Here is a 26,738-nt window from a genome sequence, read left to right on the forward strand (position 1 = left end):
GGGGCGGGGGCCAGGGGTCGGAGGTCGGAGGTCAGGCCAGCCCGGCCGCGATGGCGCGGCGGACGGCGTCGGCGCGGTCCTGGATGCCGGCCTTGGCGAAGAGGTTGTTGATGTGGGTCTTGACCGTGGCCTCGCTGACGAAGAGCTCCTCGGCGATGGCCCGGTTCGGCAGGCCGCGGCCGATCGCCGCGAGCACCTCGCGTTCGCGGCGGGTGAGGTCGGCGGGCAGCGGCTGCGGTTCGGCGGAGGAGCGGCTGCGGGCGGTGGCGAGCAGGCGGTCCTGGACCTCGCGGTCCAGGACGGACTGGCCGGCCGCGGCTGCGCGGACGGCGCGGAGGATGTCCTGGCGGCCGGCGTTCTTGGTGAGGTAGCCGCGGGCCCCGGCGCCGAGGGCGGCCATGATGGACTCGTCGTCGGCGAAGGTGGTGAGCACCACGACGGCCACCTGCGGGTGTTCGGCGGTCAGTCGGCGGGTGGTCTCGATCCCGTCCAGGACCGGCATCCGAAGGTCCATCAGCACCACGTCCACCGGCTGCCCGGCGGCCAGCGCCGCGAGCACCTCGGTGCCGTCGGCCGCCGCCGCGACCACCTCCACGTCGGCCGCGAGGTCGAGCACCGCGGCCAGCGGCTCGCGCACGGCGGCCTGGTCGTCGGCGACCACCACGCGCAGCGGCCCGCGTTCCTCGTCCGGTGCGTCGTTCATCCCGGGATCACCGCCTCCACCAGCCAGCCTCCCCGGTCCGGTCCCTCGGTGACCGGTCCCGTGGTGAGGGTGCCGCCCAGCAGGGCGACCCGTTCCCGCATTCCTACCAGGCCCATCCCACTGCCGGCGGCCGGTTGCCCCGCGCGCCGGGCCGGTCCGTTGCGGACCCGGAGGGTGGTGGAGGCCTCGGCGAAGGCCAGCTCCACCGTGACGGGGCCGCCGGGGGCGTGCCGGGTCGCGTTGGTCAGCGCCTCCTGGGCGATCCGCAGCAGGTTCTGGGTGGAACGCGCGGACAGGTCGCGGACGGTGCCGGTCACCCGCAGGGCGTCGCGGTGCCCGGAGGACTCCGCCATCGCGGCGAGGCTCTCCACCAGCGGGAGGGCGTCCTCGCGCAGCGCGTGCACCGTCCACTGCGCCTGCCGCAGGCTCTCCCGGACCAGGTCGTGCGCCTTGGCGTTGGCCTCCCGCACCTTCGCGAGGTCACCGGTCTCGATCAGCGCGTCGGCCAGCTCCAGCTGCATGTTGATCCCGGCCAGCGAGTGCGCCAGCACGTCGTGGACGTCCCGGGCGATCCGGCCGCGTTCGGTCAGCACGGCGGCCTGGGCCTCGGCCCGGGCGGCGCGTTCGGCCGACTCGGCGGAGGCCACCATCGCCTCCACCGCCCGCTGCCTGCTCCGGCTGAGCATGCCCGTGACCACCGGGACGCCGGTGGTCAGGCCGACCGTCCAGGGGAGCTGCTGGTGGCCCGGGCCGAGGCCGAAGTACAGCACCGCGCCGCAGAGCAGGCTGGTCAGGGCGGCCAGCGCGAGGGCCTGCCGGGCCGGGAAGCGGAAGCCGATGTGACCGGCCAGGAAGTAGGCGAACAGGAAGCCGGAGCCGCTGCTGCTCAGCCCGGTCAGCGCCGCGGCGGCCAGGACGCCGCCGGTCAGCAGCGGCAGGGTGATCCGGGGCGGGCAGTCCGCCGGGAGGTGACGGGACGTCAGGGCGAGCGAGCAGACCACCAGCAGGAGGAGGACGGCCAGGCCGCGGCCGGTGGGGCCGATCGGACGGGTGGTCAGGAACGCGGAGGCGATCACCACCAGGGTGACGACCCAGCGGACCGCGCCGTCCTGACGGAGCAGCACGGTGCGGTGGCCGCCCGGCCCCTGATCAGGGGTCGGGCGGGGGCTGGAGGTGTTCACGGACACGGCGCGACCCTACTCCCGGTTCAGGACGCCCGGCCGGTGCCGACCACGGCCCGCGCGTCGGCCCGCGCGTCGGCCGACTGCGGCAGGACGGTGCTCACGGTGCGGCTGCGCAGGTAGATGGTGGCCAGCCTGGTCACCACCTCGGTGAGCGCCATCAGGACGAAGGCGGCGACCCAGGCCTGCTGACTCGTGATCCGGTGGTCGGCACTGAACCTGGCCACGTGGGGTGCGCCGCCGCCGTAGGTGACCCAGAGCTGGAAGGCCATCCGGGTGCCCATGCCCAGCACCCAGAGGGCGGCGGAGGTGGCTCCCGCCTTGATGAACAGCTGCCCGCCGCGGTTGCGGATCCGGGTGAAGAGGCCGCCGGCGATGCCGAGCGCGGCGCCGACGGCGACCAGGACGGCGATCAGCACCAGGTCGTTGCCGGCGGTGGGCACGCCGTCGAGGTAGCTGTTGGCCACGAAGGCCACGATGGCGAGCGGGACGAGGTAGGAGCGGCGGTCCAGGCGGCCCTCGCGGAGCTGGCGGAAGACCACGAGGAGGAGGGCGAGGTCGGTGATCCATTCGGTGGTTGTCATGGGTCCAAGCCTGCTGATCAGGGGCTCGGAACACCTGCACCCACGGGTGGAAAGAGGGGTGGAGAAAGCCGGTGGAGCTCCTGTCCCGGGCGGCCCGGTGGCTGTGCGTGAGGCCTGCACGCCGGCTGCGCCGCGAGGGCTGGGTCCTGCGCTGATCCGGTGGCCGACAAGGTGGTAGCCGCGGTGGGGGCCACCGAGTTGCCGAACCGGTTTGGGCTCCGTTCGAGGTCAACTCATGGTGATGGCCGGGGGCTTCCCGACCACGTCAACGAGCGCTGCGCGGTCCGCGAGCGATGATCGGTGAGCCACCGTCCTGCGGCAGGACGACCAGGAACCGCCAGAGGCCGGTCTCCACGTTCGCCAGTCCGATCGTCGCCGCGGATGCGAAAGCCTCGGCTGCGGTCCCGGTGCCCTCGGTCAGCTCGTCGAGCTCCGCGTAGAACTTCGCCAGATCCGCGGAGGGGCCGCTGATCCACGAACGGACGTTCGCCCCCTTGCGCAGCGCGGCGAGCAACTCGTCACGCATCGTGCCCTGAGCCGATTCCAGGACTCGACTGTGAAGGCGTTCCTGGACGCACGGCTGCGTCCGGGACAGCTCGGCCTCCTGGCGACACCGCCGGCACGACTGCAGGGCGTCGGGAACGAAGAGATGCAGGTGGACGGTGGTGTGCCGCGCGGAGATTCCGCACAGCGTCCCGCGCTCGCCCGCCGCATGCTCGACACCGGGAACGCCGTTCACCCCGCAGGCACCGAAGCGGGCCGGCTCTCGCGCTGTGGCAAACGACCAGTCATCGTTCGGGGCATCGATCACGCGGAGAGCATGCCACAGCGGCTTCTCGCCCGATCACGATCACGGACGTCGCGAGTTCGACTCGTCAGCGAGCGCGACGAGGGTGTTCACCGTTGGGGGCGTGCGGTGGCCGGATGCTCGGGGTCGAGGGCGTCGGCGCGTCGCCGTAGCTCGGCGGCGATCGGGTCCCAGTCGGGTCCGTGGAAGTCGAGGTTGAGCGCGGCCTCGCGCATCAGGTCGGGTTCGTCGGGGCGTTGCAGCAGGATCAGCCGGTAGGAGAGGTTGCGCAGCCACACCGGCAGGTGGCCGTCGACGTAGTGGGGGCAGAGGGCCCGCAGCATGGCCAGGATCGTTCCGGCGTCGGCGAAGGTCAGCTCCTCGACGAAGTAGACCTCGTCGTGATCGCGCACCGGACAGCCCGGTGTGGGTCGTGGCCCGTCGCCGTAGAGGCACTGGGCGTGCTCGGTCAGTGTGCTGTGCATCTGGCCGGTCCTACGGCCGCCGGTGTTCTCCTCCCGGGTCGCTCACCGCTCAGGCGAGGTGGAGGTCGACGTAGGGGACGGTGTCGCCGGGGAGGGTGTAGCGGTCGGTCTCGGTGAAGCCGTGGTGGAGGGCGAAGAGGAGGCCGTCGTGGTTGGAGGCGAGGACGACGGTGGTGACGGCGGTGGCGCCGAGGGTGCGGGCGTGGGCGAGTTCGTGGTGGTAGAGGGCGGTGCCGTGGCCCTGGCGGCGGTGGGCGGGGAGGATGCGGGCGATCACGGTGGTGGCGGGCTCGTCGTCCGTCGGTGGGCGGACGGTGGCGCAGCCGATGAGGAGGCCGTCGAGGTGGGCGAGGGTGAGGCGGTTGCGGGTGGCGCGTTCGCGGATCTCGTCCGGGGTGAGTTGGTGGGTGGGGATGATCGTGTTGTGGACGTGCTGCCAGTCGAGGAGGTCGGACTCGCCGTCCACGACCCGGATCTGAAGATCGCTCATGGGGGTAGCGAAGCGGGCGGGCGGCGGTGGCGTCAACCAGGATTCGGACACCGGGATTCGGACGCGGACGGGCCCCGGCACCGGGAGGCGGTGGCGGGGCCCGTGCGGAGGTGAGGCGGTGTCAGGGACTGACGGCCAGGACCAGGTAGGCGCCCATCACGGCGAGGTGGACGCCGCCCTGGAGCGGGGTGGCGCGGCCCGGCATGACGGTGAGGGTGCCGACGGCGATGGTCAGGGCCAGCAGCACCATGTGGGTGGAGTCGAGGCCGAGCACCAGGGGGCCGCTGAGCCAGGCCGAGGCGACGGCGACGGCGGGGATGGTGAGGCCGATGGAGGCGAGGGCCGAGCCGTGCGCCAGGTTGAGGCTGGTCTGGAGGCGGTTGCGGCCGGCCGCGCGGACGGCGGCGATGGTCTCGGGGGCGAGCACCAGCATGGCGATCACCACACCGACCACCGAGGAGGGCAGTCCGGCGTCGGCCACGGTGCGCTCGATGGTGGGGGAGACGCCCTTGCCGAGGCCGACCACGGCGACCAGGGCGACGCCGAGCAGGGCGAGGCTGATCCAGGCCTGCTGCTTGGTCGGCGGCTCGGCGTGGTCGTCGTCGTGGCCGCCGACGTCGTCGAGGATCCGGCCGCTGGGGGAGAGGGGGAGGAAGTAGTCGCGGTGGCGGACCGTCAGGGTGCTGACGAAGAGTCCGTAGACCAGCAGCGAGGCGACGGCGGCGAAGACCAGCTGGGTGGTGGAGAACTGCGGACCGGGCTTGCTGGTGGTGAAGGTCGGCAGCACCAGGCTCAGGGTGGCCAGGGTGGCGATCGCGCTGAAGGCCGCGCCGGTGCCCTCGGGGTTGAACACCGCGACCCGGTGGCGCAGTGCGGTGACCAGGATGGAGAGGCCGACGATCCCGTTGCAGGTGATCATCACGGCGGCGAACACGGTGTCCCGGGCCAGGGTGGCGTTCTTCTCGTTGCCGTCCGCCATCAGCGTGACGATCAGGGCCACCTCGATGATGGTGACCGCCACCGCCAGGACCAGGGAGCCGAACGGTTCGCCCACCCGGTGGGCGATCACCTCCGCGTGGTGCACCGCCGCCAGCACCGAGCCCGCGAGGAACAGCGCCACCACCGCGACCACCGGGCCGGGCAGTGATCTGCCCCAGGTGAAGGCGAGCAGCACGAAGGCGAGTACGGGTACGAGGGTGGTCCACTTCACAGCTTCACGACGGGCCTGGGCGTTCATGACCTCGAGTTTTCCAGCCGGGGGAGCCCTGGCACGAAGCCCCGGCCGCCCTCGGCGTGTCGCCCGTGGCGGCCCCGGCGGGGAGTGGCCGGGGCCGCCACGGGTGACGCTGCGTCAGTGTCCGGCGTGCAGCGAGTCGGTGGCCTTGATCTGCTTCCAGGACCTGGGCTCCTGCGGGGCCGCGGCCTTGGCGAGGCCCTGCGGGGCCGAGGAGGCGGCGGGGGTGGTGGCGGTGCCGGGGGCCGGCCTGCCCGGGGTGAGCAGCCAGCTGTCGAGCAGGGCGGACAGCGGCTTGCCGGAGATCCGCTCGGCGTAGGAGCGGAAGTCCGCCAGGGAGGCGTTGCCGAGCCGGTGCTCGGTCGGCCAGCCGCGCAGGATGGCGAAGAAGGCCTGCTCGCCGACCGCGTTGCGCAGCGCCTGGACGGCGAGGGCGCCCCGGTCGTAGACGGCGCTGTGGAACTGGTTGTCCGCGCCCGGGTCGCCGGGGAGCACCTGCCACCACGGGTCGTCGGCCGGGCGGGAGGCGTACGTCCAGTCGGCCAGCTCCTGGGCGGTGCCCTCGCCCTCGTGCTCGGACCAGAGCCACTGGGCGTAGCGGGCGAAGCCCTCGTTCAGCCAGATGTCGCTCCAGCGCTCCAGCGAGACGCTGTCGCCGTACCACTGGTGGGCCAGCTCGTGGGCGACCACGGAGGTGTTGGAGCCGGCGGCGAAGACCTTGGGGCTGTAGAAGACCTGACCCTGCGTCTCCAGGGCGTACCGGGTGGGCACGTTGGGGACGTAGCCGCCGACGGTGGCGAAGGGGTACGGGCCGAACTGGGTGGCCAGCCAGTCGGTGATCTCGCCGGTGCGCTCCAGGCTGGCGCGGGCGGCGCCCTCGTACTCGCCGAGGTCGCGGCTGTAGGCGGTGATGACGGGGACGCCGGCGGCCGTGGTGGTGGTCGTGGTGTCCAGGTCGAAGCGGCCGACCGCGAGGGTGGCCAGGTAGGTGGCCTGCGGCTTGGTCTGGCGCCAGCTGTACCTGGTCCAGCCGAGCTTGGAGGACTGGCCGACCAGGGCGCCGTTGCTGATCACCTGGGTGCCGTCCGGGACGGCGACGGAGACGTCGAAGGTGGCCTTGTCGGTCGGGTGGTCGTTGCTCGGGTACCACCACCAGGAGCCCTCGGGCTCGTTGGCCGCGACGCCGCCGTCCGGGGTGCGCTGCCAACCGGTCCAGCCGTAGACCTTCCGGCTGGAGGGGACGTCGGAGTACCGGACGACGACGGTCACCTTCTTGCCCTTGGCGAGCGGGGCGGCGGGGGTGATCTCCAGCTCGTGGTCGCCGGTGGCGGCGAACTTCGCCTGACGGCCGTTCACCTGGACCTCCTGGACGGCCAGGGCGAAGTCCAGGTTGAAGCGGGCCAGCGCCTCGGTGGTGGTGGCCAGGATGGTGGCCGTGCCCGAGAGCTGGTCGGTGGCGGGCTGGTAGGTCAGGCGCAGGTCGTAGTGCGAGACGTCGTAGCCGCCGTTGCCGTAGTCCGGGTAGTACGGGTCGCCGACGCCGGCGGAGCCGTAGGGGGCCGTGCCCGCGGTGGCGGGTTGGGCCAGGAGCAGGACGGCTGCTGCGGCGGCGGCGAGGGTCAGCCTGGTGCGCACGGGGTCCTCCGGTGCGTCGAGTACGGACGGGGTCGTTCGACGCTAGAGCGTGCGGGGGCCGGTGGGGTGGGGATCGGCGGGGCCGTTATGAAATGTTCACGCCAGTTCATTCGCGGCAACGGGCGCTGCCGGGACGGTCGGTGACGGGTCGTCGAACGCCGTGACGTCCTCCTGGCGCACCAGGTTGTCGGCGGCGAGCACCTCGCTGCGCAGCGCCGAACCGGCGGCGGCCCGTGCGGCGGCGACGGCCGGGTGCGAGAAGGAGACGGTCAGGACGTACGGGGGCGGCCCGGTGATGGTGTTGTGGCTGTCGATCGGCGGAGAGAGCCCCTTGCCGATCCGGCTGAGGTCCTGGCCGGGGCAGAGCGCCAGCGCGTCCAGCCGGACGGTGCCGCCGAGCGGGGCCGCCAGGCCGCCGTCCGGGGTGCGCGTGGTGCCCTCGACGAGGGTGACGGGGAGGTGGTGGCCGCCGGCCACCAGTCCGTCCGGGCCCTCGATCTCGACGGTCACGCCCTCGGCGCCGAGGGAGGCGGGGAGGGTGAGCGGCACCAGGCCCGGGGCGACGGCGAGGTCGATCTCGAACTCGCCGGGGTCGTCGCCGGAGAGGCGCTGCGAACCGTAGGAGGTGAGCACCAGCTGCGGGCCCTTGATCCGCCCCACCGGCTCGAACGGCGGGAGGGCGTGGCGGTGCCGGCCCTTGGCGCCGCACGCGCTGCCCATCGAGGTGCCGCCGCCGGGCAGGGCCAGGTCGCTGGTCGAGCCCACGACCGGGTTGTGGGTGGGACGGCCGCCGCGGTGGGCGGGGGAGAAGTCGGAGTAGCTGACCGCCACCGCCAGGAGCAGCAGTCCGCAGAGCACCCAGAGCGCGAGCTTCCCCCGGCGGTCGATCCAGCGGGAGGCCTTCGCCGACACCGGGTCGGACGGCGACCAGCGGCGGCCGCCCGGGTCGACCGGGGCCTCCTCCCGCCACTTGGCGGCGAGCATCCGGGCCCGGGCCGAACCCTCCTGGGCGGTGGCGCCCTTGACGAAGTCCTCGTCCAGCACCAGCCCCTCGAACGGGTCCGGCCCGGAGGGGCGGTCGGAGCGGTCGGTGGGGTTGCTGGGGTCCGGGCGACGCTGGTCCGGATCTTCGGCTATCGGCACGGGCAGAAGTATGCACCGGTGCACCGACGGTCCGGTCGCTAGGGTGGGGCCATGATCATTCCACTGCCGCCGGGCGACTTCCGGGCGTACCTGTTCGACTGCGACGGGACCGTCGTCGACTCCATGCCCGTCCACCACCGGGCGTGGAGCGCGGCCGTCGGTGAGTGGGGCGGTGAGTTCCCCGAGGGCCTCTTCTACGCCTGGGGCGGCCGCCCGGTCGCCGACATCGTCGCGGACCTGAACGGGCGTCAGGGCCTGGCCATGCCGGTCGCCGAGGTGGCCGCCCGCCGCGAGGAGCTGTACCGCGAGCTGCTCCCCGAGGTGGCGCTGCTGCCCGGCATCCTGCCGCACGTCGAGGAGGCCTTCCGTCACCGCCGCTCGGCCGTGGTCTCCGGCAGCACCCGTGACTCGGTCGAGGCCTCGCTGAAGGCGGTGGGCGTGGAGGGGATGTTCGCGACCCTGGTCTGCGCCGAGGATGTCACCCGGCCCAAGCCCGACCCGGAGGGCTTCCTGCTGGCCGCCCACCGCCTGGGTGTCGAGCCGCGGCACTGCCTGGTCTTCGAGGACTCCGTGCTCGGCCTGGAGGCGGCGGCCGCCGCCGGGATGGCCGCCGTGGACGTGCTCGCACCGCGCGGCTGACCGGGCGTCGGACCGGGGTCGGACCGCGCGGCTGACCGGGCGTCAGACCGGGGTCGGACCGCGCGGCTGACCGGGCGTCGGACCGGGGTCGGACCGCGCGGCTGACCGGGCGTCAGACCGTCGCCCAGGTGCGGCCCTCCGGGAGGTCGGCCAGGCCGGGGGCGGAGAGGTGCAGGACCTCGTAGTGCTCCTCGCCGGCGGCGGGGCGGGGGCGGGTGTCGGCGAGGAGGACGAAGCGCAGCAGCTGCCAGTGGTGCGGGTCGAGGGCCAGCGCGGCGGTGTGGACGTCCTCCTGCCGGGCCAGCTCGGCGAGTTCCTCGGTCTCGCGGGCGATCAGCTCGGTGAGGCCGAGGCCGGTGCGGTCCCGGTCGGGGTCGACCGGCACGGCGGTGAGGCGGCGGGAGGCGGCGCGGGGCACGGCCGCGCGGGCCGGGCCGGCGTGCTGGGCCAGGCCGGTCCAGTGCAGGGCGGCCGGGCGGCCGAAGTCCCGGACGATGTTCTGGAAGCCGCCGCCACCGACCAGGAAACGGGCCATCTCCCCGGTGTCGTTCCACAGGTAGAACGGGGCGTACTGGTTCACCGGTGATCCCTGCTCGCCGCGCTCGCGGATCAGGTACGCCTTCAGCCCGAGACCGGTCCGGTCGTCGAGGACGTGCCCGCCGACGGCCACCCGCTTGCGGATGATCCCCATGTCGTAGTCGGCGGGCAGGGTGAGCTCGTACTGCTTGGCGTACACGGTGGGACCTCTCCGGCAGCAGGCGGTTCGACGGGCCGTCAGGTGATCAGCCTAGATGCCCGTCGTACCGGGGCGGGGCGGTACGGCAGGATGTCCCGGCAGACGTGTCACCCGATGGATGAGAGGCGGTCCCCATGGGCCCCGTGTACCCACCCGCGCCCCGGCCACCGCTCCTGGAGCGGGCGTGGTGGTGGCTGCCGAGCGACGAGCGGCGCGCCAGGCGCGAGCGGCGCCGGGCCTGGGAGCGCTACAAGGCCCAGCAGAAGAAGCAGAAGGACAAGGACAACGACTGCTGCGACGCCCTCGACTGCGCCGACGGCTGCACCGACCCCTGTCTGATCGCGCTGATCCCGGTGGTGTTCACCTCCGGCCTGCGGGCCGTGCTCACCGCCCACCGCGGGCCCCGGCTCCCCGGCGGCCGCGCCTCCGCCTTCCTGCACGGCTCGGTGGAGCACTACCGCACCCGGATCAGCCCCGGCCGCGCCGCCTGCTGCCCGTACACCCCGAGCTGCTCCACCTACGCCGTGCAGGCCCTGCACCGCCACGGCGCCCTGCGCGCCACCCGCCTGACGGCCGGTCGGCTGCTGCGCTGCCGCCCGGGCACCAGGGGCGGCGCCGACCCGGTGCCCGAGTAGTCCTCGTCGCTCAGTCGGAGGGCAGCGCGGTGAAGAGCGCCTCGGTGAAGGTGGTCACCCCGGTGAAGCCGAGGCGCTCGTAGAGGCGGACGGCGGTGGCGTTGTCGGCGCGGACGTTGAGCCCGATGTGGTCGGCGGTCTCCGCCAGGCGGTTGCAGAGGGCGGCCACGCAGGCCGCCGCCGCGCCGCGCCCGCGCAGCTCGGGCAGGGTGGTGACGTTGCCGAGCACCGCCACCCGCTGCTCCGCCGACCACGCGTGCACCCCGGCCACCGCCGCCAGCCGCCCCTCGTGCCGGACGCCCACGTACTGGCCGGTGTCGAGCATCCGGTCGTCGAACCAGTTGCCGGGGTAGGCGGCGGCGAACAGCCCCAGCAGCTCCGGGAGTTCGCTCCGGGTGAGCACGGCCGGCTCCCACGGACCGGGCTCGTGCGCGATGGTGGGGGTGGGGTCGGTCAGCACCATCCGCAGGAGCGTGTCCCGTCCGCTCAAGCGGTTGGAACCCTCCAGGACCTTCACGGCGCCCTCCGGCAGGTGTCCGATGAAGCGTCGCGGCAGCACCGGCAGCAGCGCGGCGGCCAGTTCCTCGGCCCCCGCCGCCCGCTCCGGCTGTGCCGACACCAGCACCGTCGGCGTCTCGCCGACGGCGTACAGCAGTGCCACCGGGCCCCCGTCGTCGAGGGCGTACCAGCTGGTGTGCGGCCACAACAGGTCGTCCAGGTCGCCGAGTTCGAGCAGGTGCGGCGCCGGGTCGCGGAGCAGGCGGGCGCCGAGGGCGGCCCGGTCGTGCAGGCTGTGCAGGGTGCGCGGAGACATCCCGGCAGCCTACCGGGGCGGTCGGCGCGGCAGATGATCACTTAGGGGTAGGCCTTGGCCACCTGGTGTAGCGGGTATGCTCGGGCCCAAGGGGAGGGGGTTGGCGAAATGCCGTCAAGTCGCAGGCCCAGTAGCAGGATTGGCCTCCGCCGACGACTCCAGCACGGATGGGAGGTCTCCGGAGGAGATTGGACTCAACTCGCCGTGATGGTGATCCCGGTGTTCGGAGTCGGGGTCAGTGTTGGGCTCATCTACAACGTCGCGCTCGCAACAGCCGTTGTGATCGCTGGACTGGTCATTACAATCTCGGTCCTGTTCCCGTTCGTCCTGTTCGTGCGGTGGAAGTTCGCGCGCAGGGCGTTCCGGCGAGCCGTGCAGCAACTCCACACGGACCTCCAGGTGGTTGAGGCTCCCCACCTCACCGCCCACCTCGACCTCCTCGTCGACCACCACGACGACGAGGCCGAGGACGAGGCCTTCTTCGGTGAGCTCGACGACCTCTTCGTGCCGACGGTGCCCGTCGGGCCGGATGTCGATGCAGCCACCCGGCAGTTGAGTCAGGGCTTGGCGGCGCTGTTCGCCGAGATCGGACCGCCTCCCGAAGCAACACCGACGGATGGGTCCGACGGTCACCCGCCCGGTTCGGCGCCGGACGCCCCGGTATTCGACGATAACGACTCTGTGAGGTCATCCCGGTGATGCAGGAGGAGGGGCGGCAGGGTTCGGAAGACGTCGGCTCCCTGGTGGAGCTCATCCATCAGTGGGCGGTGCTGCCGCCGGAGCATCTGAAGATCGCGGTCGCTGCCGTCAACAAGGAGCGGGACCGTCAGGCTGAGCTGGAGAAGCTTCGGATCAAGTCCGAGGAGCGGCGCGAGGTGACCGGCCAGGTGCTCGGCGGCCTGACGGTCGGTGGGTGGCTGTTCGCGACGGTCTGGCTCGCGGTGAACGACCAGCCGGTCATTGCGGGGATCTTCGCGGGGACCGGCATGGTGGCGCTCACCGTGATCGTCAGCATCTTCGTGCTGAAGCGGTCGCCGAGCACCGACGACTTGAAGATCATCAGCCGGTCGAAGGTCCCGCAGCAGCCGCCCCAGGCGCCCCCGGCCGCCCCTGCTTCGGCGGTGCCGCCGCCGGCCGATCCGGTGGCGATCACCCCACCGTAGGGGGGCGTCGCCGGGTGGTGTCCAGCCGAGCTGACCACTCGATGTTTGGGGCGGTTCTGCCGCTGGGGTCGCCCGTGGCGGGTAGCCTGATCCTGTCCCATCACGCCGGGCAGGGGGTGAAGCCAGATGGGCGCCGAGCAGCCTGATGAGGCTTTGGCGGGAGTTCCTGGTGGGGTATCAGAACCTGCAAGTCCCAACAATGTTGTGGAACGAAAGCACTGGCACATAGTCGCCCCTACGCTGACACGTCCTTCGACCAGTGCGCTGATCACCCTCGTCCTTTTCGTGGCGTCTGCTCTCGTGTGGGGATCTGCTGGGGCGCTCGTTGTGACGGGTGTCGTTGTGCTCGTGCGGAGCGTCACGCTGATGAGGCTCGTTCTGGGCCAGCGGGACTCGGCGGGAACCGATGAGGTGCTTGCCCGTCCCCAACGGTATGAAGTCGACCGCGATCAACTGGCTGCCTTTGTCCGGATCCTGATCGACACAACTGAGGCCCGGTCAGGTCCCGCTGTCGCCGTTGACGAGGTGGCGACACGAGCGTCACTCCTCAACGCTGTTGAGGAGTACGAAAGGGCGATGCGCATCTTTCGCGACCAGACTGCGGACAGGAAGGTCCTGGCCCAGCAAGCTGATCTGCGGCTCATGGAGATGCAGGCGGCCTTCAGCGACTACGCGCAGGCGAAGCGGCAGGCTCACCCGGCCATGAAGGTGCCGTCGCTGCCGTGGACGGCGAATGAGGACCAATTCTTCGTTCCGACAGTCCCTGTAGGGCCTAAGGCGGATGTGGCGGCTGAGCAGCTCGATAGCCGCATGACGATGTTGTTCGAGCGACTCGGGCCGCCGCCGGACGCCGTGCCTGACGACGGCAGTTGGGGAGTCGAAGGCCCGCCGGGTGAGTCGCCGGACGAGCCAACCATGGATGATGTCAGTGATCTTTCCGAGAGGGCAGCACGGTGGTGACGCAGGACGAGGGGCAGCCGTCAGGGCAGAGGGCCTTGGACTTCGCCCGCCAGTGGTCGAAGCTGCCCGCCACCCACTTCAAGGTCGCGATGGGGGCGCTGGAACGGGAGATGCAGCGCGAGCATCTCGAACGTATGCGGGCCATGGAACTGGGTGACCTTGAGAGCAAGGACAAGCGGCGGGCGCGTTTGGATGCGACGGGGCTCGTGATTGGTGGCCTACTGTCGCTGGGGTTCCTGGGGTTGACGGCGTGGCTCGCCAAGAGCCAGCCCGTGATCGCAGGGATCACCGGCGCGGGTGGTGCTGTGACGTTGGTCCTGTTGGTGAAGATGTTCGTGCTGCGGCAGGCGCCGTCGGACGCGGACATGAAGGCGCTGACTATGCAGCAGAAGTTGATGGCGAACCTCGCCGGGCAGCAGTCTCCGGCCCCGGCGCCTGCCGCTGTACCGGCGCCGGCGGATCCGGCGCCGGCCACTACCCAGCCGTAGCCCGGCAGGGGGAGCATAATGCCGCCCCCCGACCCGGCAGCCACGCAGCCGTAGAAGGAGCTCGTGCACGTGCTTGACTCCACCATTCAGCCGACGGGCGACGAGACCGTGTCCGTCGGCGAGAAGGCGAAGATCCTGTACAAGCAGCACAAGCCAAAGGTGGTGGCCGCAGCCACAGGCCTTGGCGTCATAGCGCTGGCCACTCTTCTGCGCGCGCTGCAACAGCAGGCTGATGTCGTCGTGGCCGATCCCCACCAACAGCCCCACCAGGGCGACACCTGGTCTACGTCCGGACAGGGCCCGGTCTACGACCCAGAGCGCGACCCGTTCCTCCGCAAGCTTCCGAAGGGCCAGACGGCCAGTCCTGAGGCACGGCAGCGATACCGGGAATGGTCAGGGGGCAGGGAGCTCCCGGAGGGCTACACCTTCGTTCGCCCGCCGGGAGCGGCGGAGGCCTGACGACCTCCGCCGCCGGGTGGTGCCCAGCCGAGCCGTTTGAGGACGGCGGCCGTGTCGCCGCCGATGCGGATGAGGGTGTCGCCGTCGTAGTCGGCGCCGACGAGTAGGCAGACCTCGATGGTGGCGGTGGTGCGGTCGCAGACGCGGTCATCGATGCGGACCGCGGTGGTGAAGCGGGAGATGTCAACGCCGTGGAGGAGGAGGCGGCCGTTGCCTGCGATGTCGGGCCCGGTGGTGGTGAGTTGGACGCGGGCGCGGGTGCAGGTCTCGGCATCAGGTTCCGTCCTTCGTGACCCAGTCGATGTTCACGGCGAAGTGCTTGACCCGGCCTTCCGGTGGTCGGGGCGGCTCGTAGCCCGGGCGGTGTCTCATGGGCGGGGCCGTTCCAGTGGCGGACGCCGCTGTAGTCGCTGACGGATCAGCTGCGGTCTATGCCGACGAGCACCTGCCAGCGTTTGGAGTGGGTGTTGAAGGTGCTCTCTCCGGTGATGCGGGTCTGCTCGATGCCGAGGGCTTCGGCGTAGTGGGCCCAGCCTCCGCCGCCGTCCGATGGGCGGGGGCTGGTGATGACGACGCGGTCGCCGGGCTCGTAGCTGGCGCCGAGCTGGTCGAGTGCCCACTGATTGATGGCTCGCAGCACCTCGATCTCAGCTGGCCCGTGTGACAACTAGCGCGACCAGACGGAACCCGCCGATGGCCCCACCGGACGATGTTCCGGCGGGGCCATCGGTGCTTCGTTGTGGCAGCTACACGTCGAAGCGTGCGGCGAAGGTGGTGAACGCCTGCCAGGCCGGCGCCTCGAAGACGAGGGCGGGCCCGTCGGGGTCCTTGCTGTCACGGACGGGGACGATGCCGGGCAGGCCGTCGACGACCTCGACGCACGCGCCGCCACCGTTGCTGTGGCTGCTCTTGCGCCACCCGGTCAACTCGCTCGCCTTCATGATCCTCATGCTTTCGTCTCCTTCAAGATCGAGGCAATTCGCTCCCGCGACTGAGGCACCGTCAACGCCACGGTCCGCAAGTGATCGTAGAGACGTACGGCTTTCCGGAAGAAGTCGGGAGACGCGAGTATCGTCCCGTCGATGGGATTCTCCACGTACACCACACCCGGGCTCTCCGAGAACGCTAGGATCGTGAGGACTCCACCCATCCCCTGGTGAGCACCGATCTCCCGGGGAAGTACCTGGATCTCCACATCGAGTTCCGCCTTCGCGTCGATCAGGAACTCCAGCTGCTCCCGCATCACCGCTGGCCCGCCGATCTGACGCCGCAACACGAACTCGTCGACGATGAACCAGCAGGTCGGCGCGTCAGCCGCGCGCAGGCGCTCCTGCCGCTGGAGCCGCAGTGCCAACTTCTCCTCGGGGTTCGGTACTTGCGCCTCCCAGATGACCTCGCGGGCGTACGCCTCCGTCTGCAGGAGACCGCTGACCAACTGAATTTCGAGGCTGCGAATGTCCTCGGCCCGCTTCTCGTGCTCGGTGTAGTCGAGCAGGTAAGGCTCGTGGAACGCCTGCTGGACCAATGGCCACAGCCGGGACAGCCCGCCATGTGCGTTGAGGACCTGGTCGAGTCGGTCGAGGAGTTCCTTCTTCGGTGCCCGCCGCGCTCGTTCGACGAGGCCGATCGTGTCGGCGGTGTAGCCGAGGAGTTCGCCGACCTGGTCCTGGCTCAGGCCGGCCCGGTCACGGTAGGCGCGGATCTCGTTCGCGACGAACGCCAGCGGGGTCGACGCGGGATCGACTGGTTTCGGGCTTCCCATCGGTCCCCTCCGGTGGTCCGACAGTGTTGGTTGTCGGAGAGACAGTGCCGTGGCGGTGGTGGAGGCTGCCCCTCCAGGCGGGGCCCGACAGTTCGAGGTGTCGGGCCGTCACACCTGGTGATCGTAGCGCTGCGTGCCGATGCTGATACCCAGAACGAGCCAACGGGCAAGCTGCAGGCCGAAGCCCGCCGGACGAATGGGTGCAGCATGACCAAGCAGTGGACGATCCCGGATCGGCGGACGGCGATCCCCGACTTTGACCAGCGGGTCGGCTCCGCCGCCTTCGAAGCCTTCGCCACCGACTACCGCAACGGCTGGCAGGCGCGGGGTCGGATGCGCTGCACCGACCCGATGGCCAAGGGATCCGGGAGCGACCAGTGACGGCGGTCCCTCCGCCGAGACCGCCGGCCCCCGCCCCGCCCGGCTGCCTCGCCTGCGTCTGGCTCGACAGCATCGAACGCCAGCAAGCCGCCCCAGACGCGCCGATCCTGATGGACCCGTCGAAGATCGCCGACGCCCGGCGGCACGACTGTGATCCGGCAGAACGGGCTACCGCGGCCGAGGTTGCGGCGAGGATCGAAGCGGCGATGGCCGTCGTCTGGCAACGGCACGCGGCCCTCCGGACCCGGATCAGCCAGCCCCGGCGGTCAGCATGACCGCACCGAACGACGCCTCGTGGATCTCGATCCGCGTCTACGACCGCCGCCCTGACGGCACGGCAGCCGAGCGGGCACCCCGGCAGCGCTACGACGGTGACCTCGCTGCAGGTCTTCGCGAGTACCCGCCGTGCGAGTGCCCCGGCCCGTGCCCCCTGCGAGGCGAACGGCCGTGACCGACGACGATCGGTTCGCCCGGCGGCGGCGTGAGGCCCTGTACTGGGTCCTGCTCGCGCTCGTCGGCACGGCCGTTCTGCTCGGCGCCCTCACCCGCTGAGCACCCCCTTGAACTCCCGGCAGGAGAAGTCGAGTTCTACTGCCGGGCTGCACAACGCCCGTCTCGGCCAGCCACAACCCTGGCAGGTCCGCTAGTCGAGACGGGCGAGGCTCCACCGCACGACCCGAGGCACTGGACGGTGCCCCGGAATCGACATGATGCGAGGAGACATCAGTATGTCCGAAACGATCGACGTCCGAATGCTGCTCACCCCCGACCGGTTCGACCTGGTCGTCCACACCGTGCAGGACAACAACCCCGGCATGGCGCAGGAGCTGGCGGAGCGCATCGTCACCGACGCGCTCAAGTTCGTCGCCACCGCCCGCACCTTCCCGAAGGTGCCGATCACGCCGTCCAACGTCGTGGACGAGGGCTGGCACGCGCTGATCCTCCACACCAGCACGTACGCCGAACTCTGCGGCAGGCTCGGCGGGTTCGTCCACCACTACCCGGAGCGGCCAGACCCCTACCGGCACGACGAGGGTGTCCTGCTGCGGACCGTCGCCCTGATCGAGGAGGCCGGCTACACCGCCGACCGTGAGCTGTGGCTCAGCCCGACGCGGGACCTCGTCGCCGTCGCCGCGCAGTGCTCGCACACGCCGGTGCCGGGCGGGTGCGGTCCGATCAACCCCGGCGCGTGCGCCTCGCACTGCTCCGGCGGCGGAGGTGAGGGTGGTGGCAGCGGTGCGACCCGGGGCATGTGAGCCCCGCTAGCCTGAGACTCCATCAACACGGGAGGCGGGGCCGATGAACGAGGACGAAGCCGAGCGGGCAGCGAGCGAACTGCGACGCCAGGGCCTTCGAGGGGTGGCCGGGCCCTTGGACCCTGACCATCCGGAGGGCGAGTGGCGGGTGTTCGACGGCGCGGACCCGGCGACCCGGCGGGAGATCACCGACGCGACGGTACATGTCCGGCGGGTCGGGCCTCGGCGCGGCTTCGTCCTACCGTCCAACCCCTGACCGACTGACTGTGACCGCCACCCAGTAGGACCGGGTGGCGGTCACAGTTGGTCGGCGATGGCCTGGGCGGCGCCGGCCGGCGGTCGACCTCCCGGAGGCGGTCAGCCCGGTTCTCAGGACGGATCGGCACAACGGTTGGTGAGGCCGAGAGCCCAGGCGACGGTGGTGAACGGCAGCCGGTCGAGGTAGGGCCACGGGTCGATGGTGTCGTTCGGGCGGGTGCCGAGGACGCCGACCCACGGCGGCCGGAGCCAGCGGTCGACCGGGACTGTGATGCAGTGCAGGTGATACGCGGCCCGCCTCCATCCGAGGGGCTGCGGCCACTGGGTGGCGAGGCGGTCCTCGGCGAGGATGAGGGTCCCCTGGGCGGCGTGGTGGGTGGCGCACCGGCCGTGGTGGCCCGGGCGGACGGAGGGCTGACGGCGGGTCAGCGCTTGGTGGCGAAGACCTCCAGCTGGCCCTTCGCCTGGGCCTCGACCGCCAGCTGGGCACCGATCATGACCTGCGGGGAGCCGGTCTCCTTGGACGGGCAGAAGCGGGCGTCCTTGACCGGGACGGAGATGAAGAGGGCCTCCTCGTTGCGGACCAGGACCAGCTGGTTGCCGGTGGCGCACTCCGCGTTGGGGGCGCTGGGCGGGGAGGAGAGCCAGCTGACGGCCTGGTAGAGGCTTTCGCCCGGGCCGATGACGGTCGCGTTCGCCCGGTCGGTGACGAACTTGACGTCGCCGATCACGCCGGTGACCAGCTTGTGGAAGGTGCCGGCCCCGTCGGTGCGCACGTCGGCCGGGCCGTAGAGCTTGCACGGCTTGGCGGAGACGTTGGTCAGCTTGATGACGCCGGACCAGCGGGGGGAGGCGCTCTTGTCCAGTCCGGTCAGCACGCCGGTGACGTCGGTCTCCTTCTCGGAGCCGCCGCAGGACGGGGCGTCGGGCCGGCCGGTCGAGGTGGGCGTGGTCGAGGTCGGAGCGGGGACGGTCGGCGACGCGCCGCCGCCCGTGGCCGCCGAGGGAGCGGAGCCGGAGGCCGTGGGGGAGGCCTTGGTGTCACCGGCCGCCACCGGGCTCCCGGTGGAACTGCAGGCGCTGAGCGCGAGGACCGCGCAGGCCAGGGCGGTGGTGGCGGTGAGGTGACGGTTCTTCAAGGAGGGCTCCCAGGACGGTGAACGGCCCGCTGCTCGGACGGGTCCACACCCAGTACGTTCCGGGCGGGTGGTTCGGTTGCATCCGCGAGCCGGATTTCTGTCGGTGGTCCGTCAGGCGCCGTCGGCGGGGAGGCGCGGGACGTCCGCCCGGTAGAGGCTGACGAGCAGGCCGAAGGCCTCGCCGTGCTCGGGATCCTGGCCGGGGTGGGCGGCCCGGGTCTCGATGGAGCGGGCGAGTTCGCGGGCCTGCTCGGGGGTGAGCCAGAGGTGGCTGAGGCGGGTGTGGGTGGTGTCGTCCCGCTCGGGCAGCATCTCGGCGAGCGCGGCCTCCACCAGGAAGCGGGCCCCGCCGCCCTCCTCCTCCGGCAGTCGGAAGCCCCGGCTGACCAGCGCGAAGTACTGCTCGGTGCCGCCCCGCACCTGCCGGGTCTCGGCGACCCGGACCAGCCCGGCGTCCTGGAGCACCCGGACGTGGTGGCTGACGGTGCCCTTGGCCAGGCCGGTGGCCTCCGCCAACTGCCGCAGGGTGGCCGGGCGCTGGCGCAGCGCGTTGACCATCTTGTGGCGGACGGGGTGGCCGAGGGCCTTGAAGTGCGCGGGGGAGTCGAGCGTCAGCGGCTCGTCGTCCTCGGGGGGTTCCATGCGGAAAGTGTCCATGGAATTCGACGCTTTGACAATCGGGCCCCTCGCGCCCCAGACTCCTGCTCGACCGGAAGCGTCCGTATCCGTCGACACTTTCAACGGGGGGAACCGCATGCCCATCTCCACCGCCCGCATCGCCACCGACCGCGCCGACCTCCTGCGGGCCGCCCTGCCCCTGGGGCCCGACGGCCGCCTGGCCCTGGCCGGTGGCGTCTGCACCGCCACCGCCACGGCGGACGGCCTCGAACTGACCGCCACCGCGCCGGACTCCGCCTCCCTGGAGGAGATCCGACGCACCGTCACCCGCCTGTCGGCCGGCGGGCCGGCGGTGGAGTGGGGCGCCCCGTACGGCGGGGACGGCCTGGAGACCACCCACCCGGTCGCCGCCGAGTACGTGCTGGCCCACTGCACCCCCGCCGACCAGGTGCTGCGCGACCTGGAGGCCGAGACCCGCGCCCTCACCGGCGGGGCCGCCCGGATGCAGGTCTCGCACGACGAGGGCGCGTTCCTGACCCTGTTGACCCGGCTGGTCGGAGCCCGGCGCGCCGTCGAGGTCGGAGTCTTCACCGGGTACTCCTCGCTCTGCATCGCCCGCGGCCTGGCCGACGGGGGCCGTCTGCTGGCCTGCGACGTCAACGAGGAGTGGGGATCGATCGCCCGCCGCCACTGGGAGCGGGCCGGCGTCGCGGACCGGATCGACCTGGTGATCGCTCCCGCCCTGGACACCCTGCGTGCCCTGCCCGACGCGCCCGAGCTCGACCTCGCCTTCGTGGACGCCGACAAGGCCGGCTACCCCGCCTACTACGAGGAGCTCGTGCCCCGGCTGCGCCCGGGCGGCCTGATCGTGCTGGACAACGTCTTCCTCGGCGGCCGCGTCCTCGACCCGGCCTTCGACGGGCCGGACCACCGCGCGGTCCGCGAGCTCAACGCCTTCGTCGCGGCCGACCCCCGGGTGGAGGCCGTCATGCTGCCGCTGCGCGACGGGGTGACGGTCGCCCGCAAGCGCTGAGCCGTCCGGGGCGGTCCCGCGCGACGCGGCGGGTCGTTTCGCGGAAGTCCTTGACCGAGGAGCTGGTTAGGCGCCATATTACTTCTCGTGACCCCGCAGTCCGCATTCGACCCTGGCGCCCCGAGCCTCGATCAGGCGCGCCGCCAGATCTCCCGATACGGCCTCGCGGCCGACCCGCAGGCGGTGCTCGTCGCTGCCCGGCTGATGGCGGCCGGCACCCGAGTCAGCCAGGCGGGCGAGGTGCACTTCGGCCGCTTCGGCCTCTCCACCGGCCGGTACCGGCTGCTCGCCGACCTGGAGGACCACGGCGGTGAGAAGTCGCCGTCCCAGCTCGCGGCCGGCCTCGGGGTCTCCCGGGCGACCGTGACCGGGCTGGTCGACGGTCTGGAGCGGGAAGGCCTGGTGGCCAGACGCCCGTCCGCGGAGGACGGGCGCGGCAACGTGGTGATCCTCACCGCGCGCGGGGCCGACCGGCTGCGCACGCTGGCGCCGGAGCACTTCGCCCGGATGCAGGCGATGGTCGGCGGGCTCTCCGAGGAGGAGCGCACCACCTTCCTCGACCTGCTGGCCCGTGTGGTGGCGGGCGTTGACGCACTCACCGAAGACTGACTCCCGCTCAGGCGGGCCGCATGGCGGCCCGCCTTCCTTCGACCCTATTAGTTAGGGACCTAAGTACAAGTCTTGGGCCTCCCGTCGACCAATGGAAAGAGACCGTTCATGCGGACGAGAACTCCTGACGCTCCGGCGCCGTACGTCCTGTGGAAGGAGGTGCTGCCCGCCTACCTCATGCCCGCCGTGATGGCGAGCGCCGGCGGCTTCGCCTCCGGCCAGCCGCAGTTGGTGGCCGCCGCCCTCACCACCATCGGCGGCTCCTCCGCCCTGGTGGCCGGCGCCCTCACCGTCGCCCTGCACCGCCGCCCCGTGCCGGCCCGCCCGCCGCGGACCCCGCGGCTGCTCGCGGCCCTCGCCACGGGCCTCGCCGGTGCCGCCGCCGGCCTGGCCGTCGGCCTCGCCGCCTCCCAGCTGCTGCCGCTGATCCCCGCGCTCGACGGCAGCCCCTGGCCGGGCCGGCTGCCCGCCGACTTCGCGATCTCGTCCGCGATAGCCGGCACCATCGCGACCTTCCGCTGGCGCGGCAGCCGCGCCGCGCAGCGGGCTGCCGCCGCAGCCGCCACTGATTCCGCTACCGCTTCCGCCACCGCCGAGCCTGCTCAGGCTCCGCTCCTCGAAGGGCAGCCCTCGTGATCGTCGTCATGGGTGCCGCCGGCGCCACCGGCAGCGCCACGCTGCACGCACTCGCCGCCCGCGGCGTGCCGACCCGCTCCCTCACCCGCGACCCCGACGGACTCGCTTCGTCGCTGGACGGCTCCGTCCTCGCCACCACGGAGGTGCTGGCCGCCGACGCCGCCGACCCGGACTCGCTGCGGGCCGCCTTCAAGGGCGCCGAGCAGCTCTTCCTCACCATGGCCAACGGGCCGCAGCAGGTGCGGTACGAGCTGAACGCCGTCGAGGCCGCCCTCGACAGCGGGATCCGACACATCGTCAAGATCTCGGCACCGGCCGCCGAGGCGGACTCGCCGGTCGAGGTCTCCCGCGGCCACCACCTCATCGAGGAGCGGCTGCGCGCGACCGGCATCACCACCACGGTCCTGCGGCCGTACGCCTTCCTGCAGAAGCTGCTGCTCCTGGCGCCCGGCATCGCCGCCGCGGGCGTGGTGACCGGCGCGATGGGCGTGGCGCGCTGCAACTACGTGGACGTCCGCGACATCGGCGAGCTCGCCGCCGAGACCCTCATCCGCCCCGAACTGGCCGGCGGCACCTACCCGCTGACCGGCCCCCGGGCCTACAGCTACCCCGAACTCGTGGATGTCCTGGGGGAGTTGCTCGGTCGGACGGTCCGCTACGTGGACCTTGGGCCGGACGGCCTGCGGGCTCACCTGATCGAGCGGGCCGGGATGCCGGAGTGGTTGGCCACCCACGTGGTGGAGATCCAGCAGCTGGCGGTGGTCCGGGAGGAACGGCCGGACGACACCTTCCGGCGGGTCACCGGGCGGGAGCCCCGGACCCTGGAGGCCTTCCTCGCCGAGAACCTCCACGTCTTCCGCTGACGAGTGGCGGAGGTGGGGGTGTGATCCTCCCTTCGGGTGGGTTGAGGTTCGGTGGGCGGCGGTGGCGGGCAGAGCCCGTTCCGTGACGAACTCATCCTCCGCAGCCTCCGCAGGGCGCCGGTCGCGCCCCCGCCGCCGCCCGTCCCGCCCCGCCGTCGGCCTGCAGGCCCACCGCGCCCCGGCGCCGCCACGGCACACAGGCCGGGGCGGGTGCTGCCGGACCTGGTCCAGCGAACGTCGCGAGCGGAGCGGCCGCGTCGTGCGCACCACGTGGCACGAACCGGCCTGCAAGGCCGCGGCGGGACACTGCGGGTGACGGACCCTCACGGCCCGCGCGGTGGCGGGCGGTTCGCCGTGGGGGAGAGGGCGCTCGGCGTGCGGCCGAACGGGTGGGTTCGGGCCCCGTGCGGTTCGGTGTTCGGCTGAACGAGTTACGGAGCGTGACTTTCCGCTGACCCGTTTGCCATGATCGGACTCATGCGAACCTTCGGTAAGGCGTTCGGCGCCTTCATTGCGGCATGCGCTCTCTCGGCTCTCCCCACCACCGCCTTCGCGGACAACGCCGCCGGTCAGTCCGGCAGCGGCAACGTCGCCATCGGTCAGGGCTCCGGCGCCGACGGCGGCGGCGTCTCCTCCAACTACGCGAACGTCACCTCGGTGACCGCCACCGGCTCCAACGTCGGCAACAACCTCGACCTCTGGCCCGGCGCGGTGCTGGTCGTACCGACCGGCCACTGAGGCCGGAAGCCCGACCCATCTGAGACCACCCGAGGGTCCCGGCCGTAGCGCTACGGCCGGGACCCTCCGTCGTTCCCGCCCGGCGGCCGGCGACCCCTTCGGCGCCGGAGGTCCGCCCTGACGGCGGAGGTGCACCGAGATCGTCGGGAGCAGGGAGATCGCTTGCTAGGGTCTGGTACCTGACCCCGCTCGCCGGTCGAGGCGCCGGGGCAGGTGGGAGGACGTTCGGGAGGTCGGTCCCGGGCGGTCTGAGACGGCGTCAGAGAGGGATCAGGAGACGGACATGACCGGTGCCTCGCCGCAGCAGACCCCGGACGCGATCGACGCGTTGCTCGGCGCCGGTCCCCGGCGGGCGGTTCCGCTGCCCGAACCCGACGAGCGCAAGCGCCTGCGCACCGAGTACGGGCTGACCAAGGCGGAGACCGCGGCGGCCCTGGACGTCAGCGCCGGGACGCTCACCGCCTGGGAGTCCGGGCAGCGCGAACCGCAGGGGGAGGGGCGCGCGGCGTACGCGCGGCTGTTGGAGGGCTTGGCGGCCCGGCTCGCCCCGCCGCCGTCCGGCCCCTCGTCCGCGCCGGTCACCGCGGGCGCTCCGGCAGATCCCGTTCCGGCAACTCCGGCTCCGGCCGCGGCCGGTGAGGTCGTGGTGGAGCTGGACCGGACCGCCGCGGGGGAGCTGGTGGTCGCGGAGCCGCAGGCGTGCGTGCGGTGCGGACGTCCGACCCCGTACCGCGCGCAGGGCCGTCCGGTGCACATGGGCGGCTGGTGCACCCCGGCCGTCTCCGCTCCGGTGCAGGTCTCCGCTCCGCCGCAGGAGGCTGCTCCGGCGCAGGTCGCCGTCCCCACCGGCGTGCCGCAGGCCGCGGCTGCCGCGCCTTCGGCTCCCGCCGCGCCTTCGGCTCCCGCCGCGCCGCGCCCGCGTACGGCCGTGCGCTCCCGACCCGCCGCGCCCAGGAAGGCCCCCGCCAAGTCCGTTGCCGCGCAGTCGGACTGGGAGCGGGCGGCCGCGGCCCGCTTCCCGGCCGGCCCGCTCGCCGTGCTCGACGTCGCCGCCGACGGCCGGGGGCTGGTGGCGTACCTCGCGGACGGTTCCCCGGCCGCGACCGCGCCGGACGCCCGTACGGTCGCCGCCGCCGTCGCGTGGGCGCTGGAGGCCGGACTCGGGCAGGGGAGGCTGCACCGGCACGGCCGCGACGGCGATCCGCTGCTGGTCCTCACCGACACCGCGCTCGCGGAGCTCGGCCTGCCCAGCGCCGGCCGTGACGAGAAGCAGGACTTCGTTCCGCGCCTGGGCCAACTCCCCAAGAACCACAAGGCGGTGAAGGCGCTGGAGAAGGCCGGCTGGCTGCTCACCCAGCGCGGTCTCGGCCCGTGGGCCCGGATCTACCGCACGCCGGAGGACGGCCGTCGCCAGTGCGTCCAGCTCTGCGTGCCGGCCTGGGGCGCCCTCGCCTCCGGCGGCTGGTCCGTCCCCGACGGCCTGGACGCCCCCGGCCTGGCCCGGCTGCTCGGCACGTACGCCACCCGGGTGCTGACGCCGCGCGGTTCGACGGCCGTCAGCGGTCTGGAGCTGGTGACCTCGCTGCGACCGCCCACGCGGGCGGTGCGCACCGAGAGCGGCTGGACCTCCGGCCCGGTGGAGGGCTCCCGGACGCACGCCTTCGACGCCGCGCCGCCGGAGGTGCCCGACGTCCACCCGCTGGCTCAGGAGCGGGACGGGAACGGCGAGTTGGTGACGGAGGCCTGGGACTGGCACCGGCCGCTCACCCCGGCCGAGAGCGCCCTGCCGTACGCGGTCGGACTGGACGTCAACATGGCCTTCCTCGCGGCGGCCGGCCGTCTCACCCTGCCGCTGTCCGAGCCGGTGCACGAGCTCGCCCCGGCCTTCGACAAGCGGATCCCGGGCAGTTGGCTGGCCGACCTCTCCCAGGTCCCGGTCGACCCGCTGCTGCCCAACCCCTTCACCCCGGACGGCAGTTGCCCGACCGGTCCGGCCTGGTACAGCACCGCCAAGCTCGCCTACGCCGCCGAACTCGGCCACCCCGTGCAGCCGGCCGAGGGCTGGCTGCGGCACGAGTCCGGCCCCTACCTCGACCCCTGGCACAAGCACCTGCGGCAGGCCTACGTGGACACCATGGCCGCGCTCGGCATCCCGCTCGACCTGGCCGACACCGACCCGGTCGCCTTCCTCGACGCCATGGCGGGCCTGCGGACGGCCGGCGACCCGGTCGAACTGGCCGTGCTGAGCGCCGTCAAGCAGACGGCCAAGGGCACCATCGGGAAGTTCCGGGAACGGCCGCGCGGCCACGGCTACCGTCCCGGCGAGCGCTGGCCCGCGCTGGAGCGGCCCACCTGGGACCCGTTGATGCGCGCCCTGGTCATCGACACCGCCACCGTCAACCTGCACCGCAAGCTCCGCAAGGCCGCCGCCGAGGGGCGCCACGCCTTCGCGGTGCTCTCCGACTGCGCGGTCTTCGCCTCGCCGGGCCCGGGTGCGCTCGACGTCCTCACCCGGCCCGACGGGGCCGTCAGCGGCGCGCTGCGGCTCGGGGTGAGCCCCGGGCACGTCAAGCACGAGGGCACCCGGCCCATGGCCGAGATCGCCGCGCTGCTCGCCGACGGCGTCAACCCGGCCCGGCACATCAAGACCGGCGGAGCGGTCTCCGCCGACGAGTAGGACGAACCGGTGACCGGCGTCCGTCCGACGCCCCGCCGGCACCACCACCATCCGTACGAGGAGGAGCCGCAGCGTGGGGGAGATCGACGAAGGCCTGGAGCGGGTGGAGCGCACCCGGCCGATCCCGCAGTCCCTGGGCGCCCGGCTGCGGTTCCTGCTCAAGGGGCACAAGGGCTCCACCAAGGCCCTGGCCGCCGAACTCGGCGTCTCCCAGCGCACCGTCCAGCGGTGGCTCAAGGGCACCTCCACCCCCAAGCCGGCCGCGGCGGCCAAGGTGGAGCAGCGGGTGAGGGCGAAGTGGCAGCCGAGGGTGCGTCAGCGGGTGCGGCGCGACGCGGAGAAGCGCGGGTTCATGCTGCACCTCCAGGCCCGCTTCGGCTTCACCTCCTCCGCCGGCTCCACCGACGACCCGCGCCCGCGCACCCTCACCCAGCTGATGCCCGGTGAGGTCGCCGCCCGCCTCTACGCCGCCCGTGACGCCGGGGCGACCCAGGCCCAGCAGGAGCAGATCCTCGCCGACGCCCTCGGCGACCACTACTTCAAGGACGGCGGCCACCGCGCCGCGGGCCTGGGCGTCGAACTGACCGACCTGGAGTGGCTTGACATCGAGCAGCTGTAGCGAGCGGTGAGTG

32 protein-coding genes are annotated in these 26,738 nt (G+C 72.5%); 16 read left to right on the forward strand and 16 right to left on the reverse strand.

Features of this window, described 5'->3' with window-relative positions; genetic code table 11:
• Positions 1 to 31 precede the first annotated feature (31 nt).
• The 9 genes from ACWCYY_RS19210 to ACWCYY_RS19250 form a co-directional block, all read right to left on the reverse strand.
• Positions 32 to 703 carry a response regulator gene (locus ACWCYY_RS19210; protein WP_449796732.1) on the reverse strand — a complete coding sequence of 224 codons (672 nt, stop codon included), beginning with the start codon at positions 701 to 703 and terminating at the stop codon, positions 32 to 34.
• Positions 700 to 1,890 carry a sensor histidine kinase gene (locus ACWCYY_RS19215; protein ID WP_449796733.1) on the reverse strand — a complete coding sequence of 397 codons (1,191 nt, stop codon included), beginning with the start codon at positions 1,888 to 1,890 and terminating at the stop codon, positions 700 to 702. The genes ACWCYY_RS19210 and ACWCYY_RS19215 overlap by 4 nt, the downstream gene beginning before the upstream one ends.
• A 20-nt stretch (positions 1,891 to 1,910) precedes the next feature.
• On the reverse strand, positions 1,911 to 2,468 hold the full coding sequence (locus ACWCYY_RS19220; RefSeq protein ID WP_449796734.1) for a hypothetical protein: 558 nt from the start codon (positions 2,466 to 2,468) through the stop codon (positions 1,911 to 1,913).
• Between the two features lie 265 nt (positions 2,469 to 2,733).
• Positions 2,734 to 3,279 carry a hypothetical protein gene (locus ACWCYY_RS19225; RefSeq protein WP_449796735.1) on the reverse strand — a complete coding sequence of 182 codons (546 nt, stop codon included), beginning with the start codon at positions 3,277 to 3,279 and terminating at the stop codon, positions 2,734 to 2,736.
• A gap of 86 nt (positions 3,280 to 3,365) precedes the next feature.
• Positions 3,366 to 3,740, reverse strand: coding sequence for a hypothetical protein (locus ACWCYY_RS19230; protein ID WP_449796736.1), 375 nt, complete (start codon positions 3,738 to 3,740; stop codon positions 3,366 to 3,368).
• 49 nt (positions 3,741 to 3,789) lie between these two features.
• Positions 3,790 to 4,230: a GNAT family N-acetyltransferase gene (locus tag ACWCYY_RS19235; RefSeq protein WP_449796737.1), complete on the reverse strand. Its 441-nt coding sequence runs from the start codon at positions 4,228 to 4,230 to the stop codon at positions 3,790 to 3,792.
• A 121-nt stretch (positions 4,231 to 4,351) separates the two neighbouring features.
• On the reverse strand, positions 4,352 to 5,467 hold the full coding sequence (locus tag ACWCYY_RS19240) for a calcium:proton antiporter (RefSeq protein WP_345286895.1): 1,116 nt from the start codon (positions 5,465 to 5,467) through the stop codon (positions 4,352 to 4,354).
• A 114-nt stretch (positions 5,468 to 5,581) separates the two neighbouring features.
• Positions 5,582 to 7,099, reverse strand: coding sequence for a M1 family metallopeptidase (locus ACWCYY_RS19245; protein ID WP_449796738.1), 1,518 nt, complete (start codon positions 7,097 to 7,099; stop codon positions 5,582 to 5,584).
• A gap of 96 nt (positions 7,100 to 7,195) precedes the next feature.
• A complete protein-coding gene (locus tag ACWCYY_RS19250; RefSeq protein ID WP_345286899.1) occupies positions 7,196 to 8,242 on the reverse strand; it encodes an SCO2583/SCO2584 N-terminal domain-containing protein in 1,047 nt (348 codons plus the stop codon).
• Positions 8,243 to 8,293: 51 nt separating this feature from the next.
• Between ACWCYY_RS19250 and ACWCYY_RS19255 the strand changes: the two genes are divergently transcribed.
• Positions 8,294 to 8,881, forward strand: coding sequence for an HAD family hydrolase (locus tag ACWCYY_RS19255; protein ID WP_449796739.1), 588 nt, complete (start codon positions 8,294 to 8,296; stop codon positions 8,879 to 8,881).
• Between the two features lie 112 nt (positions 8,882 to 8,993).
• Here the strand turns inward: ACWCYY_RS19255 and ACWCYY_RS19260 are convergent, their stop codons facing one another.
• Positions 8,994 to 9,617, reverse strand: a complete 624-nt coding sequence (locus ACWCYY_RS19260; RefSeq protein ID WP_449796740.1) for a DUF4865 family protein — start codon at positions 9,615 to 9,617, stop codon at positions 8,994 to 8,996.
• A gap of 134 nt (positions 9,618 to 9,751) precedes the next feature.
• On the opposite strand from ACWCYY_RS19260, the gene yidD reads away from it, so the two are divergent.
• The gene (gene yidD, locus ACWCYY_RS19265; RefSeq protein ID WP_449796741.1) at positions 9,752 to 10,252 is read left to right on the forward strand and encodes a membrane protein insertion efficiency factor YidD; all 501 of its coding nucleotides are present in this window, start codon (positions 9,752 to 9,754) and stop codon (positions 10,250 to 10,252) included.
• A gap of 10 nt (positions 10,253 to 10,262) precedes the next feature.
• On the opposite strand, the gene ACWCYY_RS19270 is transcribed toward yidD, so the two are convergent.
• Positions 10,263 to 11,066, reverse strand: coding sequence for a GNAT family N-acetyltransferase (locus tag ACWCYY_RS19270; RefSeq protein ID WP_449796742.1), 804 nt, complete (start codon positions 11,064 to 11,066; stop codon positions 10,263 to 10,265).
• A gap of 207 nt (positions 11,067 to 11,273) precedes the next feature.
• Between ACWCYY_RS19270 and ACWCYY_RS19275 the strand changes: the two genes are divergently transcribed.
• The 5 genes from ACWCYY_RS19275 (at position 11,274) to ACWCYY_RS19295 (ending at position 14,136) form a co-directional block, all read left to right on the forward strand.
• On the forward strand, positions 11,274 to 11,765 hold the full coding sequence (locus ACWCYY_RS19275; RefSeq protein WP_449796743.1) for a hypothetical protein: 492 nt from the start codon (positions 11,274 to 11,276) through the stop codon (positions 11,763 to 11,765).
• Positions 11,762 to 12,229, forward strand: a complete 468-nt coding sequence (locus ACWCYY_RS19280; RefSeq protein WP_449796744.1) for a hypothetical protein — start codon at positions 11,762 to 11,764, stop codon at positions 12,227 to 12,229. Before ACWCYY_RS19275 ends, ACWCYY_RS19280 begins: the two co-directional genes overlap by 4 nt.
• Before the next feature lie 366 nt (positions 12,230 to 12,595).
• Entirely contained in the window at positions 12,596 to 13,189 is a 594-nt protein-coding gene (locus ACWCYY_RS19285) for a hypothetical protein (protein ID WP_449796745.1), read from the forward strand.
• Positions 13,190 to 13,224: 35 nt separating this feature from the next.
• Complete coding sequence (locus ACWCYY_RS19290) at positions 13,225 to 13,677, forward strand: hypothetical protein (RefSeq protein WP_449796746.1); 453 nt, start codon at positions 13,225 to 13,227, stop codon at positions 13,675 to 13,677.
• A 69-nt stretch (positions 13,678 to 13,746) separates the two neighbouring features.
• On the forward strand, positions 13,747 to 14,136 hold the full coding sequence (locus ACWCYY_RS19295) for a hypothetical protein (protein ID WP_449796747.1): 390 nt from the start codon (positions 13,747 to 13,749) through the stop codon (positions 14,134 to 14,136).
• 418 nt (positions 14,137 to 14,554) lie between these two features.
• Here the strand turns inward: ACWCYY_RS19295 and ACWCYY_RS19300 are convergent, their stop codons facing one another.
• From ACWCYY_RS19300 to ACWCYY_RS19310, 3 genes are all read right to left on the reverse strand, one after another.
• Positions 14,555 to 14,776 (reverse strand): hypothetical protein, encoded by a 222-nt coding sequence (locus ACWCYY_RS19300; RefSeq protein WP_449796748.1) that lies wholly within the window; start codon positions 14,774 to 14,776, stop codon positions 14,555 to 14,557.
• A 106-nt stretch (positions 14,777 to 14,882) separates the two neighbouring features.
• Positions 14,883 to 15,086, reverse strand: a complete 204-nt coding sequence (locus ACWCYY_RS19305) for a DUF397 domain-containing protein (protein ID WP_345286915.1) — start codon at positions 15,084 to 15,086, stop codon at positions 14,883 to 14,885.
• Positions 15,083 to 15,898 carry a helix-turn-helix domain-containing protein gene (locus tag ACWCYY_RS19310; RefSeq protein ID WP_380150235.1) on the reverse strand — a complete coding sequence of 272 codons (816 nt, stop codon included), beginning with the start codon at positions 15,896 to 15,898 and terminating at the stop codon, positions 15,083 to 15,085. The genes ACWCYY_RS19305 and ACWCYY_RS19310 overlap by 4 nt, the downstream gene beginning before the upstream one ends.
• A gap of 207 nt (positions 15,899 to 16,105) precedes the next feature.
• On the opposite strand from ACWCYY_RS19310, the gene ACWCYY_RS19315 reads away from it, so the two are divergent.
• Positions 16,106 to 16,279, forward strand: a complete 174-nt coding sequence (locus tag ACWCYY_RS19315) for a hypothetical protein (RefSeq protein WP_449796749.1) — start codon at positions 16,106 to 16,108, stop codon at positions 16,277 to 16,279.
• Between the two features lie 728 nt (positions 16,280 to 17,007).
• Complete coding sequence (locus tag ACWCYY_RS19320; protein ID WP_449796750.1) at positions 17,008 to 17,535, forward strand: glycine-rich domain-containing protein; 528 nt, start codon at positions 17,008 to 17,010, stop codon at positions 17,533 to 17,535.
• 683 nt (positions 17,536 to 18,218) lie between these two features.
• On the opposite strand, the gene ACWCYY_RS19325 is transcribed toward ACWCYY_RS19320, so the two are convergent.
• Positions 18,219 to 18,932, reverse strand: coding sequence for a hypothetical protein (locus ACWCYY_RS19325; protein ID WP_380150233.1), 714 nt, complete (start codon positions 18,930 to 18,932; stop codon positions 18,219 to 18,221).
• 111 nt (positions 18,933 to 19,043) lie between these two features.
• Positions 19,044 to 19,574, reverse strand: coding sequence for an ArsR/SmtB family transcription factor (locus ACWCYY_RS19330; protein WP_345284649.1), 531 nt, complete (start codon positions 19,572 to 19,574; stop codon positions 19,044 to 19,046).
• A 112-nt stretch (positions 19,575 to 19,686) separates the two neighbouring features.
• Between ACWCYY_RS19330 and ACWCYY_RS19335 the strand changes: the two genes are divergently transcribed.
• The 7 genes from ACWCYY_RS19335 (at position 19,687) to tpg (ending at position 26,725) form a co-directional block, all read left to right on the forward strand.
• Positions 19,687 to 20,583 carry a class I SAM-dependent methyltransferase gene (locus ACWCYY_RS19335; protein ID WP_449796751.1) on the forward strand — a complete coding sequence of 299 codons (897 nt, stop codon included), beginning with the start codon at positions 19,687 to 19,689 and terminating at the stop codon, positions 20,581 to 20,583.
• 87 nt (positions 20,584 to 20,670) lie between these two features.
• Positions 20,671 to 21,192 carry a MarR family winged helix-turn-helix transcriptional regulator gene (locus ACWCYY_RS19340; protein WP_449796752.1) on the forward strand — a complete coding sequence of 174 codons (522 nt, stop codon included), beginning with the start codon at positions 20,671 to 20,673 and terminating at the stop codon, positions 21,190 to 21,192.
• 108 nt (positions 21,193 to 21,300) lie between these two features.
• Positions 21,301 to 21,828: a hypothetical protein gene (locus ACWCYY_RS19345; protein ID WP_449796753.1), complete on the forward strand. Its 528-nt coding sequence runs from the start codon at positions 21,301 to 21,303 to the stop codon at positions 21,826 to 21,828.
• Positions 21,825 to 22,691 carry an NmrA family NAD(P)-binding protein gene (locus ACWCYY_RS19350; protein ID WP_449796754.1) on the forward strand — a complete coding sequence of 289 codons (867 nt, stop codon included), beginning with the start codon at positions 21,825 to 21,827 and terminating at the stop codon, positions 22,689 to 22,691. The genes ACWCYY_RS19345 and ACWCYY_RS19350 overlap by 4 nt, the downstream gene beginning before the upstream one ends.
• A 477-nt stretch (positions 22,692 to 23,168) precedes the next feature.
• Positions 23,169 to 23,429 (forward strand): hypothetical protein, encoded by a 261-nt coding sequence (locus ACWCYY_RS19355; RefSeq protein WP_345284639.1) that lies wholly within the window; start codon positions 23,169 to 23,171, stop codon positions 23,427 to 23,429.
• A 283-nt stretch (positions 23,430 to 23,712) separates the two neighbouring features.
• Positions 23,713 to 26,106, forward strand: a complete 2,394-nt coding sequence (gene tap / locus ACWCYY_RS19360; protein WP_449796755.1) for a telomere-associated protein Tap — start codon at positions 23,713 to 23,715, stop codon at positions 26,104 to 26,106.
• Between the two features lie 73 nt (positions 26,107 to 26,179).
• Positions 26,180 to 26,725, forward strand: coding sequence for a telomere-protecting terminal protein Tpg (gene tpg / locus ACWCYY_RS19365; RefSeq protein WP_345284635.1), 546 nt, complete (start codon positions 26,180 to 26,182; stop codon positions 26,723 to 26,725).
• Positions 26,726 to 26,738: the final 13 nt, after the last annotated feature.

This window comes from Kitasatospora sp. NPDC001664, from assembly GCF_053596675.1.